We start from the raw sequence: 12,623 nt of genomic DNA on the forward strand, positions 1-12,623 counted from the left end.
ACGTTCGCAGGCCATATCACGCAAAGTGTGGTGCTTATGGTTTATGGGAATAAGGCCGGATTTATCGGTGTGTGGAAGGGCCTCATCGCGAGCAGGCTCGCTCCCACAGGGGGCTGAGGTGATCATACGTTTTGCGGTTGAAATACGGTCAATGTGGGAGCGAGCCTGCTCGCGATGACGCCGTCACTGGCATCACCATCATCCGCCAACAAGCGCATATTCAGCCGCAACCCGGTCCCGGTGTTCTGCGCCCAAAGCTGTCCACCCTGACGCTGCACCGCATTCAGGGCGATGCTCAAGCCTAGTCCGAATCCACCATCCCCCGGCCGTGAACCATCGAGACGGGTGAACGGCAGGAAGATCCGCTCCAGATCAGCTTCTGCCACACCGCCGCCCTGATCCTCCAGCCACAGATGCCAGAAATCGCCATCACACCGTCCGCCCAGGTGGACAATGCCTCCCGCCGGCGAATGACGAATGGCATTGCGCAGAATGTTTTCCAATGCCTGGGCCAGGGTGTTGAGATGACCTCGAACCCAGCAGGATGCATCCACCGTGCATTGCAACTGCGTATCGGGCCAGCCACTTTCATAGCAGGCGTTCTCCGTGAGCATTTCCCACAGGGCCTGGATCTGGATCGCTTCGTCGGGCAATCGGGTGCGCTCGGTATCGAGCCACGCCAGTTGCAGCGTGTCTTCCACCAGGCGCTGCATGCCATCGACCTCACGGCCGATGCGTTCGCGCAATGGCTCCAGCCCCTGCTCGCTTTCACTGGCCACCCGCAGACGACTCAAAGGTGTACGCAATTCGTGGGACAAGTCGCGCAGCAGTTGCTGCTGCAAGGCCACGGTGCTTTGCAGGCGCTCGGACATGTGATCGAACGCCCTGCCCAACTCGCCCAGTTCATCCGAACGATTGGTGGTGCGGCTCGATAGGCGCACATTCAGTTGGTCGGCACGCCAGGCGTTGGCCTGCTCACGCAAGTTATTGAGTGGCACCACCAACAAACGGTAGAGCCCGACGCACAGCAGCAAAGTGAACAGCCCCGGAATCACGCCGTTGGTGATCACCCGCCAGAACACCCGGTATTGCCCAGGCAGAAAGCGTTCGGGCAACTCGATCACCAGGCTGCCGGCGGATGGGTCAACGGGAAACGGTATGCGCATCCACGGTCGGCCTTTCTTGTGGATGGGCCAATCGAGGCCGCGTAAAAAAGTCAGGCGTTCGACTTCCTTGTCCGTCAGCGACTGGTTGCTCAAGGACTGCAAATCACCGCCGATGACACCGACCCAGCCGTATTCCCGCTGACGCATGCCTTGCAGCCAGTGATCGACACCGGCGCTCTGGTGCTGCCGCCAAGCCTGCTCGGCTTCGGCGGCGTAGCGCGTCAGGGTGCCGCGGGCCTCATCGGAGAGGAACTGGTTGCGCTGCTCCATGTAACGCCCCCAGGACCAACTCAACCAGATCATCAGCAGACAGAAAGCAACCAATAGACAGGCCAGTTTCCAGAACAGCGAATGCCTGCCCGGCAAGTTACATTTCATCGGCGGCGCTCAGGATGTAACCCTTGCCCCATACCGTACGCACTTCGCGCTCGGTGTAGCCAATGGCCTTGAGCTTGCGGCGGATCTGGCTGATGTGCATGTCCAGGCTGCGGTCATGGGCCGCGTAACCGCGTTGCAGCACCTGTTGATAAAGGAAGGCTTTGCTCAGTACTTCGTCGGCGCTGCGGTGCAGCGTCTCCAGCAACCGATACTCGCTGCGGGTCAGGCCACCGGCCTGTTCACCGTAAAAGACCTCGAAGCTTTCATCGTCGAAACGCAGGCAGTCCATCGACGGGGCTGGCACTGCGGGTGCGGGCCGGCGGTCGAGTGCCACCCGCCGCAGAATGGCTTCGATGCGCACCCGCAACTCCACCATGCTGAAGGGCTTTGGCAGATAATCATCGGCCCCCAGGCGAAAGCCGCTGATGCGATCGGCCTCGGCCCCGAGCGCCGACATCAGCAACACCGGGGTGGAATGGCTCTGGCGCAACTGGGTCAGTACCGCCAGGCCATCCATGCCCGGCAGCAGGATATCCATCAACACCACGTCGAAAGGCTGCCGGCGGGCAATGTCCAGGCCTTCCTGGCCGTTCTGGCACCAGGTCACCTGGAAGCCGCTGCGGTCCAGATGCTCATGAACATAGGCTCCGAGCACAAGGTCGTCTTCAATGGACAGGATTCGAGGGAGGCCAGCAGTGATGGGAGTCATGACTATCTGCAAATAATTCTCAGTTGAGCGATTATTCAAGATTGCCTCGCCAGGGGCAACCCACCGTTTGTCCGTATCGCCATTGAGTCGTCCGGGCCGACGAATGACGGCACCATTTTTACGAGGATTGCCCGCGAGCAAATCGCTACACTGCACAAGTGGTGCATGGCGGATGCATGTGCAGGCCTATAAATAGCGGGATGCAGGAGAGATGCGTGCTCAAGAAACTGGGAATCAAAGGCCGCGTGCTGTTGCTGACCCTGTTGCCCACCAGCCTGATGGCGCTGGTGCTGGGGGGTTATTTTACCTGGATGCAACAGGCTGACCTGCAAACCCAACTCATGCAGCGCGGCGAAATGATCGCCGAGCAGCTGGCTCCACTGGTGGCGCCAGCCATGGGCCATCAGGACAACGAACTGCTCGAACGCATCGCCACCCAGGCCCTGGAACAAACCGACGTACGGGCCGTGACCCTCCTGGCTCCCGACCGCACGTCGCTGGCCCACGCCGGCCCGACCATGCTCAATCAGACGCCCTCTGGCAGTGGCACACAAATGCTGCGCCGCAGTGGCAGCGATGCGACCCGCTATCTGCTGCCGGTATTCGGCAAACACCGCAACCTGGCCGGGGACGTGATTCCCGAAGAAGCCGACCGCCTGCTCGGCTGGGTCGAGCTTGAACTGTCCCATAACGGCATGCTGTTGCGCGGTTACCGCAGCCTGTTCGCCAGCCTGATGCTGATCGCTGCGGGACTGACGGGTGCGGCACTGCTGGCCGTGCGCATGGGCCGCACGATCAATCGGCCGTTGAGCCAGATCAAGCAGGCCGTGGCCCAACTCAAGGACGGCCACCTGGAGACCCGCCTGCCGCCCCTCGGCAGCCAGGAACTGGATGAACTGGCTTCCGGCATCAACCGCATGGCCGGCACCCTGCAAAATGCCCAGGAAGAATTGCAGCACAGCATCGACCAGGCCACCGAGGACGTGCGCCAGAACCTGGAAACCATCGAAATCCAGAACATCGAGCTGGACCTGGCGCGCAAGGAAGCCCTGGAAGCGAGCCGGATCAAGTCCGAATTCCTGGCCAACATGAGCCACGAAATCCGCACGCCGCTCAATGGCATTCTCGGCTTCACCCACCTGTTGCAAAAAAGCGAGCTCACCCCACGCCAGCTCGACTACCTGGGCACTATCGAAAAATCCGCCGACAGCCTGCTGGGCATCATCAACGAGATTCTCGACTTCTCGAAAATCGAAGCCGGCAAGCTGGTGCTCGACCATATTCCGTTCAACCTGCGCGACCTGCTCCAGGACACCCTGACCATCCTCGCCCCGGCCGCCCACGCCAAGCAGCTGGAACTGGTCAGCCTGGTGTATCGGGACACGCCGCTGTCACTGGTGGGCGACCCGCTGCGGCTCAAGCAGATCCTGACGAACCTGGTGAGCAATGCGATCAAGTTCACCCGCGAAGGCACTGTCGTCGCCCGCGCCATGCTCGAAGAAGAACACGAAGACACCGTGCAGCTGCGCATCAGCATTCAGGACACCGGCATCGGCCTGTCGAACCAGGACGTACGCGCCCTGTTCCAGGCCTTCAGTCAGGCCGACAATTCGCTGTCGCGGCAACCCGGCGGCACTGGCCTGGGCCTGGTGATTTCCAAACGCCTGATCGAACAGATGGGCGGCGAGATCGGCGTCGACAGCACGCCGGGGGAAGGGTCGGAATTCTGGATCAGCCTGAGCCTGCCGAAAGCCCGCGACGATGCCGAAGACCTGCCCGCCGCGCCGCTGCTCGGGCGCCGGGTGGCGGTACTGGAAAACCACGAACTGGCCCGGCAGGCGTTGCAGCACCAACTGGAAGACTGCGGCCTCAGCACCACACCGTTCAACACCCTGGAAAGCCTGACCAATGGCGTCACCGCCGCCCACCAGACCGATCAGGCCATCGACCTTGCAGTGCTCGGCATCACCAGCAACGACATGCCGCCGGAACGCCTCAACCAGCACATCTGGGACCTCGAGCATCTTGGCTGCAAAGTGCTGGTGCTGTGCCCGACCACGGAACAGACGCTGTTCCATCTTTCCGTGCCCAACCCCCACAGCCAGCTCCAGGCGAAACCAGCCTGTACCCGCAAGTTGCGACGCTCCCTGTCTGATCTGGTCAACCCGCGCCCGATGCGCAGCGAGCCGGGCGAACCGTTGTCCAGCCGTGCACCGAAGGTGCTTTGCGTCGACGACAATCCGGCCAACCTGATGCTGGTGCAGACCCTGCTCGAAGACATGGGCGCCAATGTGCTCGCGGTGGAAAGCGGTTTTGCCGCCATCAAGGCGGTGCAGAACGAGACATTCGATCTGGTGTTGATGGACGTGCAGATGCCCGGCATGGACGGCCGCCAGAGCACCGAGGCGATCCGCCAGTGGGAAAGCGAACGTCATTGCACGCCGCTGCCGATCGTGGCCCTCACCGCTCACGCCATGGCCAACGAAAAACGCGCGCTGCTGCAAAGCGGCATGGACGACTACCTGACCAAACCGATCAGCGAACGGCAATTGGCCCAGGTGGTGCTGAAATGGAGCGGCCTGGCGCTGCGCAATCACAGCCCGGAGCGCTCCGGCGATGGGCATGCAGGCGCCCACGACCTGTTGGTGCTCGACCACGACGAAGGATTGCGCTTGGCCGCCGGCAAGGCTGATCTGGCGGCGGACATGCTGGCGATGCTGCTGGCGTCCCTGGAGGCTGACCGCGAAGCCATCCGCCTCGCTCAGCAAAGCAACGACCACAACGGCCTGATCGAACGGGTCCATCGCCTGCATGGCGCGACACGTTACTGCGGCGTACCGCAATTACGTGCGGCCTGCCAACGCAGCGAAACCCTGCTCAAGCAACAGGACCCGAAAGCCGGCGTGGCACTGGAAGAGCTCGACCGGGCAATCAATCGCCTGGCAGCCCAGGCGCGCATGAATGCTTGATGCAGCGCAATCGCGAAGGGCTGCCGGCGAGCTAACCTGACGACTGTCGAATGCCGGCTTGCTCAACGGCGCAGGCCACCTTCAAGGAGCACCGCATGCGTACGATTCTTTTCAGCAGCCAGAACTACGACCGCGACAGTTTTCTCGCTGCCGAACAACCGGCCGGCATCGAGCTGCAATTTCAGCCGGCGCGCCTGAGCCTCGACACAGTGGCGCTCGCCCAGGGGTATGAAGCGGTCTGTGCGTTCATCAATGATGACCTCGGCGCGGCGGTACTCGAACGTCTGGCCGCCGGTGGCACACGCCTGATCGCCCTGCGCTCGGCCGGTTACAACCATGTCGACTTGCCGACCGCAAAACGTCTGGGACTGGCCATCGTGCGCGTCCCGGCCTATTCGCCCCACGCGGTGGCCGAACATGCGGTGGCGCTGATCCTCGCACTCAACCGCCGCTTGCCCCGAGCCTGTAACCGCACCCGCGATGGCGACTTCAGACTTCAGGGGCTGACCGGTTTCGATCTGGCAGGCAAGACCGTCGGCGTGGTCGGCACCGGTCAGATTGGCGCCACCTTCGCCAAAATCATGAACGGTTTCGGCTGCCAGTTACTGGCCTATGACCCCTACCCCAACCCACAGGTCGAAGCCCTTGGCGCGCGCTACCTGAGCCTGCCGCAGCTGCTGGCCGAATCGCAGATCATCAGCCTGCACTGCCCGCTCAACGAGCAGAGCAAGCACTTGATCAACCGCCAATCCCTGGCGCTCATGCAACCGGGCGCGATGCTGATCAATACCGGGCGTGGCGGCCTGGTGGACACCCCGGCGCTGATCGATGCCTTGAAAGACGGTCGCCTGGGTTACCTGGGGCTGGATGTGTATGAGGAAGAGGCGCAGTTGTTCTTCGAGGACCGCTCCGACCTGCCGCTGCAAGATGATGTGCTGGCACGGCTGCTGACCTTCCCCAACGTGATCGTCACCGCGCACCAGGCATTCCTGACCCGCGAAGCGCTGGACGCAATTGCCACCACCACGTTACGCAACATTGCAGCCTGGACGGCGGGCACACCGGAAAACCAGGTGACGGGAGACTGAAACGGATCGAAGGTCATCTGCCTGCGCGATGCGGCGTGCAAGCCCGTGATAGCATATCGCGCATATTTGGAGGACCCATGGTCGAACACGATTTCCGCTACAGCCTGATGAACCCGCAACACACCCTCACCGAATGCCGCGCCCTGGTGCCGGGGCGCTATCAAGTCACCGGCAACGGTGGTTCGATTCGCAACAATGACGTGCTGGTCGTGACCCTCAAGGGTGCCAAGGACTTGTCCATGCGCCTGACAGTCGAAACGGTTCGCCACCTGATCAATCCCCCCGGCCAATGGGTCGCGGTGGCCAGTGGCCCGGTGTTCGGCGAACTGGCCATCCACACCTGGCAAGTGAACTGTGACAGCTGCGCCAAAGAGCTGAGCTTCGAGTTCGCCGTCGATGCCAAGCTGGGCAACAAGGCCGAAAAGCCTGCCGCCACCGCGCGGATTGCCGAATTGGGCTGGACCACCGTTGGCGAGAAACACCTGTGCCCGAAATGCCAGGAGCCTGCGTGATGAAACGCCTCGCTCTGAGCGCCATGGTCGGCGCCAGCCTGCTGGGCTGCGCCGCCGAGCCGGTGCAACTGCAACAGAACCGCAGCTACATTCTGGAGTGGATCGGCGAGCGGCCGTTGATGGACTACAGCCACCTGACCATCACCCTCGGCGAAGACGGCCGGGCCTACGGCAATGGCGGCTGCAACCACTGGTTCGCGCCGTACATCCTCGAAGGCCACAAGCTGACCTTCGGCAAAATCGGCAGTACCCGCAAACTGTGCGCGCCAGCGCTGATGGAACAGGAAAAACGCTTCCTTCAGGCCCTGGAAAACGTCCAGCGCTGGGACGTCTCCCCGATCGAGCAGATGCGCTTCTGGCCAGCCGAAGGCAAGCCGCTGCGTTGGTGGCTTGAGGAGGGTTGATCCCGCCTCTGTCCATATGAATGACTATGGCGAGGGGCTTACCCCTTCGCCAAATTGAATGATCAGTTTTTAGCCTGCAACGCCTCAAGCTTCGCCATCACCCCCGCCGCCGTCTGTTCACCCATCAACTGCTCACGCACCTTGCCCTTGTTATCGATGATGTACGTCACCGGCAACGCCTCGCTGCGCGGCAGCTCGAACAGTTCGGAAGGGTCCTGGGCCAGCACGGTGAACCTGATCCCCAGTTTCTCGCTCGCGCCCTTCAGCTCTTGCCCCTGGACATTGTCGAAGTTGACCCCGAACACACCGATTTTCTTGTCCTTGAGTTGCTCGGCCAGGGTGTTCAATTCCGGGATCTCGGTACGGCAAGGCCCGCACCATTCTGCCCAGTAGTTGAGCACCAGCCATTTGCCGTCCAGGCGGTCAGAGGCGATTTCATGACCGTCCTGGTCGATGCCATAGTCATTACCGCAGCCCCCCAGCATCAACGTTCCGATGATCGTCAATGCTGCTGCCAGTCGCCTTGTCATGTCGTGTTCCTTGTCAAAAATTGAATGCGCCTGCGACCCATCGCCTCTCACGGTTCTGGATTGCGCGCTGCACAGTTAGAATAGCCGCCACCTTACGCAAGATGCGACCCGCTCATGACCGATCTGACGCTTTATCACAACCCGCGCTGCTCGAAATCCCGCGGTGCGCTCGAACTGCTTGAAGCCCGTGGCCTGACGCCGACCGTGGTCCGTTACCTGGAAACCCCGCTGGACGCCGCGCAGATCCAGAGCCTGCTGGGCAAACTCGGGATCAGCGCCCGGCAATTGCTGCGCACCGGCGAGGACGAGTACAAGACCCTCGAACTGGCTGACAGCAGCCTGAGCGAAGCGCAATTGATCGCCGCCATCGCCGCCCACCCGAAATTGATGGAGCGACCTATTCTCGAGGCCGGTGACAAAGCCATCATCGGCCGCCCACCGGAGCAGATCCTGGAACTGTTGCCATGAGTGCACCGTACATTCTGGTTCTGTACTACAGCCGCAGCGGCTCGACCAACGAAATGGCCCGGCAGATTGCCCGCGGCGTCGAACAGGCCGGGCTTGAGGCCCGCCTGCGCACGGTGCCGGCGATTTCCAGCGAGTGCGAAGCCGTTTCGCCGGAGATTCCTGACGAAGGCGCGCTCTATGCCAGCCTCGACGACCTGAAGAACTGCGCCGGCCTGGCACTCGGCAGCCCGACCCGCTTCGGCAACATGGCGGCACCACTGAAGTATTTCCTCGACGGCACCAGCAACCTGTGGCTGACCGGCGCTCTGGTGGGCAAACCGGCGGGCGTGTTCACCTCCACGGCGAGCCTGCACGGCGGCCAGGAAACCACGCTGCTGTCGATGATGTTGCCGTTGCTGCACCACGGCATGCTGATCACCGGCCTGCCCTACAGCGAGTCGGCACTGCTGGAAACCCAGGGCGGCGGCACGCCTTACGGCGCCAGCCACCACGCCGGTGCAGATGGCAAAAGCGGTCTGGATGCCCATGAAGTGGCGCTGTGCCGCGCGCTGGGTATGCGCCTGGCCAAGACCGCACAGAAACTGGAGAGCTGAGGTGGCCAAGAAACCGAAGATTCTGCCCGCCCTCGAATGGCTCGAACCACGCGTCAAGGCGATGCGCGCCATCAGCCTGCTGTGCTTTTTCGGCCTGGTGGGACTGCTGTGTGCTTACTACCTGGCGATAGCCGACCTGCATGGGGCACGCCCCTGGGTGATCCTGTTGATCGAACTGGTGCCACTGCTGATTCTGGCACCAGGGATGATCATCGGCAGCCCTCGCGGGCATTCGTGGATGTGCTTTGTGGTGAACCTGTATTTCATCAAGGGCGCATTGGCGGCCTATGACCCGAACCGGCAAATCTTCGGTTTGCTGGAAATGGGCGCGAGTTTGGCGGTGTTTTGCTCGGCGCTGTTGTATGTGCGCTGGCGGTATCAGTTGGACCGTAAATTGGCTGGCGAGGGTGAGATTTCCGTCGCCTGATCTGACGCCTTCGCGAGCAAGTCGAATCGTCGCACCGCCGCTCCCACATTGAAATGCGATCAAATGTGGGAGCGGCGGTGCGACGATTCGACTTGCTCGCGAAGGGGACAACTCGGTCTCAATGATTGACGGTATAAGCCAGCATCATCGAAATCTGGCTCATCGGCCGCCCGCCACTTTCCTCATGCCACTGGTTGAACACGTCCTGCACCAACGCCAGGTCGCGCAGACTGCTCGGCACCTTGTCGATGACGTCCTGCGCATTCAGCGCCGCCACCACGTCATAGCTCGGCACAAAAGTGTCCTTGCCGATCATGCGCAGGAAGCGCGGGGCTGACAGCCCGCCCAACTGATGTCCGCGTTTTTTCAGGAAGGTCCAGAGCCCGACGATATCGGTCACCGGCCAATCGGCGATCAGCGCACCGAAGCTGCCCTTTTCATGGGCCACGTCCAGTATGAACTGCGCATTGCGCGGCACACTCTTGAGCTTGCCCAGGTGACGGATGATCCGCGTGTCCTGCATCAGGCGCTCAAGGTGCTCGGCGCTCATCAGCACGACTTTTTCCGGGTCGAACTGGAAGAACACTTCTTCGAAGGCCGGCCACTTGGCATCCACCAGGCTGTGCTTGAGCCCGGCGCGGAATACCCGTAGCGCCATCATCGAGAGGTAGCGATCGTCGCTGATCTTGCGCAGTTGCGCCGGGGTTTTGGGAACGGGCAGATGGGCTTCCAGTTCAGCTGCCGATCCGAAGCGGTTCAGACAGTATTCATTGAGCCACTTGTAATCGCGCATGCCCTCTCCTGAGGTAAACGAAAAACCTGTGGGAGCGGGCTTGCTCGCGAAGACGTAGTGTCAGCCAACATCAATACTGAAGACACACCGCCTTCGCGAGCAAGCCCGCTCCCACGGTTTTAATCAGAGGTTGACCACGTTGACGAAACGCGAAGCCGCGCTTTCGTCGATCTTCAGGCTGGTGAAGTCGAACAGATTGCGGTCCGCCAGTTGCGACGGGATCACGTTCTGCAGGCTGCGGAAAATGCTCTCGGTACGGCCCGGGGTCTTACGCTCCCAGTCCAGCAGCATTTCCTTGACCACCTGACGCTGCAGATTCTCCTGGGAACCACAGAGGTTGCACGGGATGATCGGGAATTGCTTGAAGTCCGAGTAGGCCTGGATGTCTTTTTCGTTGCAGTAGGCCAGCGGGCGGATCACCACGTTGCGACCATCGTCGGCGCGCAGCTTCGGAGGCATGGCCTTGAGCGAACCGTTGAAGAACATGTTCAGGAAGAACGTTTCGACGATGTCGTCGCGATGGTGACCGAGGGCCATCTTGGTCGCGCCGATTTCATCGGCGAAGGTGTAGAGCGTGCCGCGACGCAGGCGCGAGCACAGCGAGCAGGTGGTCTTGCCTTCCGGAATCAGTTCCTTGACCACCGAGTAAGTGTCTTTCTCGACGATGTGGTACTCGATACCCAGTTCTTTGAGGTAGGCCGGCAATACGTGCTCCGGGAAGCCCGGCTGTTTCTGGTCCATGTTCACGGCCACGATCTCGAACTTGATCGGCGCGACCTTCTGCAAGTGCATCAGCACATCGAGCATGGTGTAGCTGTCCTTGCCACCGGACAGACAGACCATGACCTTGTCGCCGTCTTCAATCATGTTGAAATCGGCAACCGCCTCACCGGCCAGTCGGCGAAGGCGCTTTTGCAGTTTGTTCTGGTTGACCGTGAGATTGCCCATGACGCGAAATCCGTGAGGTGTGACGAAAGGCCGGCATTTTACGCAAATTCTTTGCACTTGTGGCGAGGGGGCAACATCTCCAGTTCACCTACAGACCCTGCAGCGATTAACAAACAGGTTTACAGCGCGATTTGCTCTAAAGCCCCTACTTCCTCTGGGGAAACTCCTCCCTATACTGCGACATAAGGTCACATACAAATTCAGACCTATGACTTACTTGGCCACATTGGCCCGTAGGCGCTCCACTGGGGGGCGACGGTAAAACAAGAGGAGTGACTGGCATGATCCATCACGTAGTGGGGCTCTTCACCCACCCTGACCAAGAATGGAAAGAAATCCGTGGCGACCAAGAGGAAAGCATCAGCCACATGTACCTGACCCATACGCTGATCCTGGCGGCGATCCCCGCCGTGTCTGCCTTTATTGGCACCACACAGGTCGGCTGGGTCATCGGCAATCGGCCTCCCGTAATGCTGACCGTAGAAAGTGCGATATGGATGACGATCATGTCGTACCTGGCGATGCTCGGCGGTGTCGCGGTAATGGGCGCATTCATCCACTGGATGGCCCGCACCTATGACGCCAACCCAAGCCTCGCCCGCTGCATTGCGTTTGCCACCTACACCGCCACACCGCTGTTCATCGGCGGCCTCGCCGCCTTGTACCCGCACTTGTGGCTGGGGATGATCGTCGGCACCGCCGCCATCTGCTACACGGTGTATTTGCTGTACGTGGGCTTGCCGACATTCATGAACATTCCATCTGACGAGGGTTTCCTGTTTTCAAGTTCGGTGCTCGCCGTAGGCCTGGTGGTGCTGGTCGCCATCATGGCGTTCACTGTAATTGTCTGGGGACTCGGCGTGGGCCCGGTCTACACCAGTTAGCCGCTCATCACTGATAATCAGAACTGCCGACAAAGGCCGCCGCAAGGCGGCCTTTTCATTCTTCAGCAACGAAAACGCACACGACCATTCGGCAACTTGGCGATTCGCAAGGTCCGAGGGTTGCGGCATACTCGAGCGCTCTGGAGATCCATCAAGCATGCCCGAGCAACTCAATACCCGCGTCGAAGACTGTTTCCAACTAGCCGAATCCTTTTTCAAACGACCTTTCAAGCGCCCCGTGGTGAGCCTCAAGCTGCGCGGGCAAAAAGCCGGTGTCGCGCATTTGCACGAGAACCTGCTGCGCTTCAACCCGCAGCTGTACCGGGAAAACACCGAAGATTTCCTCAAGCAGACCGTGGCCCATGAAGTCGCGCACCTGATCGCCCACCAGCTGTTCGGCGACCGCATCCAGCCCCATGGTGAAGAGTGGCAACTGATCATGCGCGGCGTGTACGAACTGCCGCCCAACCGCTGCCACACCTATGACGTCAAACGCCGCAGCGTGACCCGCTACATCTACAAGTGCCCGTGCGCCGACAGCGACTTCCCGTTCTCGGCGCAGCGCCACGGCCTGGTTCGGCAAGGTCGGCGATATTTGTGCCGACGGTGTCGCAATACCCTGGTGTTCAGTGGGGAGATGCGGGTCGAATAGCGGGATGTACAGTGGCTGTACTGGCCTCTTCGCGGGCAAGCCCGCTCCCACAGGGGATCTGTGGCGTGACACAAAACCAGTGTGGGAGCGGGCTTGCCCGCG

Annotated in this window: 14 protein-coding genes; 9 read left to right on the forward strand and 5 right to left on the reverse strand. The window is 61.1% G+C overall.

What is annotated here, in order from left to right; translation table 11 throughout:
- Positions 1 to 122 precede the first annotated feature (122 nt).
- Both AC3IT6_RS22030 and AC3IT6_RS22035 read right to left on the reverse strand, forming a co-directional pair.
- Positions 123 to 1,544: a histidine kinase sensor domain-containing protein gene (locus AC3IT6_RS22030; protein ID WP_489352766.1), complete on the reverse strand. Its 1,422-nt coding sequence runs from the start codon at positions 1,542 to 1,544 to the stop codon at positions 123 to 125.
- Complete coding sequence (locus AC3IT6_RS22035) at positions 1,534 to 2,253, reverse strand: response regulator transcription factor (RefSeq protein ID WP_489352768.1); 720 nt, start codon at positions 2,251 to 2,253, stop codon at positions 1,534 to 1,536. Before AC3IT6_RS22035 ends, AC3IT6_RS22030 begins: the two co-directional genes overlap by 11 nt.
- A 215-nt stretch (positions 2,254 to 2,468) precedes the next feature.
- On the opposite strand from AC3IT6_RS22035, the gene AC3IT6_RS22040 reads away from it, so the two are divergent.
- From AC3IT6_RS22040 to AC3IT6_RS22055, 4 genes are all read left to right on the forward strand, one after another.
- A complete protein-coding gene (locus tag AC3IT6_RS22040; protein WP_489352769.1) occupies positions 2,469 to 5,222 on the forward strand; it encodes a response regulator in 2,754 nt (917 codons plus the stop codon).
- Positions 5,223 to 5,317: 95 nt separating this feature from the next.
- The gene (locus tag AC3IT6_RS22045) at positions 5,318 to 6,310 is read left to right on the forward strand and encodes a 2-hydroxyacid dehydrogenase (RefSeq protein ID WP_489352771.1); all 993 of its coding nucleotides are present in this window, start codon (positions 5,318 to 5,320) and stop codon (positions 6,308 to 6,310) included.
- Between the two features lie 77 nt (positions 6,311 to 6,387).
- On the forward strand, positions 6,388 to 6,822 hold the full coding sequence (locus AC3IT6_RS22050; protein WP_007988765.1) for a hypothetical protein: 435 nt from the start codon (positions 6,388 to 6,390) through the stop codon (positions 6,820 to 6,822).
- Positions 6,822 to 7,226 (forward strand): META domain-containing protein, encoded by a 405-nt coding sequence (locus AC3IT6_RS22055; RefSeq protein ID WP_489352773.1) that lies wholly within the window; start codon positions 6,822 to 6,824, stop codon positions 7,224 to 7,226. Before AC3IT6_RS22050 ends, AC3IT6_RS22055 begins: the two co-directional genes overlap by 1 nt.
- Before the next feature lie 62 nt (positions 7,227 to 7,288).
- Here the strand turns inward: AC3IT6_RS22055 and AC3IT6_RS22060 are convergent, their stop codons facing one another.
- Positions 7,289 to 7,756, reverse strand: a complete 468-nt coding sequence (locus AC3IT6_RS22060; RefSeq protein ID WP_489352775.1) for a TlpA disulfide reductase family protein — start codon at positions 7,754 to 7,756, stop codon at positions 7,289 to 7,291.
- Positions 7,757 to 7,870: 114 nt separating this feature from the next.
- Between AC3IT6_RS22060 and arsC the strand changes: the two genes are divergently transcribed.
- Genes arsC through AC3IT6_RS22075 form a run of 3 tightly spaced genes read left to right on the forward strand, consistent with a single transcriptional unit; the run spans position 7,871 to position 9,244 of the window.
- Complete coding sequence (gene arsC / locus AC3IT6_RS22065; RefSeq protein ID WP_489352777.1) at positions 7,871 to 8,224, forward strand: arsenate reductase (glutaredoxin); 354 nt, start codon at positions 7,871 to 7,873, stop codon at positions 8,222 to 8,224.
- Positions 8,221 to 8,817, forward strand: coding sequence for an NAD(P)H:quinone oxidoreductase (gene wrbA / locus AC3IT6_RS22070; RefSeq protein WP_095942677.1), 597 nt, complete (start codon positions 8,221 to 8,223; stop codon positions 8,815 to 8,817). The genes arsC and wrbA overlap by 4 nt, the downstream gene beginning before the upstream one ends.
- 1 nt (position 8,818) lies before the next feature.
- Positions 8,819 to 9,244 carry a DUF2069 domain-containing protein gene (locus AC3IT6_RS22075; RefSeq protein WP_223446591.1) on the forward strand — a complete coding sequence of 142 codons (426 nt, stop codon included), beginning with the start codon at positions 8,819 to 8,821 and terminating at the stop codon, positions 9,242 to 9,244.
- A 118-nt stretch (positions 9,245 to 9,362) separates the two neighbouring features.
- Here the strand turns inward: AC3IT6_RS22075 and AC3IT6_RS22080 are convergent, their stop codons facing one another.
- Positions 9,363 to 10,037, reverse strand: a complete 675-nt coding sequence (locus AC3IT6_RS22080) for a DNA-3-methyladenine glycosylase I (protein ID WP_151214536.1) — start codon at positions 10,035 to 10,037, stop codon at positions 9,363 to 9,365.
- A 123-nt stretch (positions 10,038 to 10,160) separates the two neighbouring features.
- Complete coding sequence (gene ttcA / locus AC3IT6_RS22085; protein ID WP_489352780.1) at positions 10,161 to 10,985, reverse strand: tRNA 2-thiocytidine(32) synthetase TtcA; 825 nt, start codon at positions 10,983 to 10,985, stop codon at positions 10,161 to 10,163.
- A 281-nt stretch (positions 10,986 to 11,266) separates the two neighbouring features.
- Between ttcA and AC3IT6_RS22090 the strand changes: the two genes are divergently transcribed.
- Both AC3IT6_RS22090 and AC3IT6_RS22095 read left to right on the forward strand, forming a co-directional pair.
- A complete protein-coding gene (locus tag AC3IT6_RS22090; protein WP_008051494.1) occupies positions 11,267 to 11,869 on the forward strand; it encodes a Yip1 family protein in 603 nt (200 codons plus the stop codon).
- Between the two features lie 157 nt (positions 11,870 to 12,026).
- A complete protein-coding gene (locus tag AC3IT6_RS22095; RefSeq protein ID WP_150726116.1) occupies positions 12,027 to 12,521 on the forward strand; it encodes a SprT family zinc-dependent metalloprotease in 495 nt (164 codons plus the stop codon).
- The last annotated feature ends 102 nt before the right edge of the window (positions 12,522 to 12,623 follow it).

The sequence above is a fragment of the Pseudomonas sp. KH_017 genome, assembly GCF_057840285.1.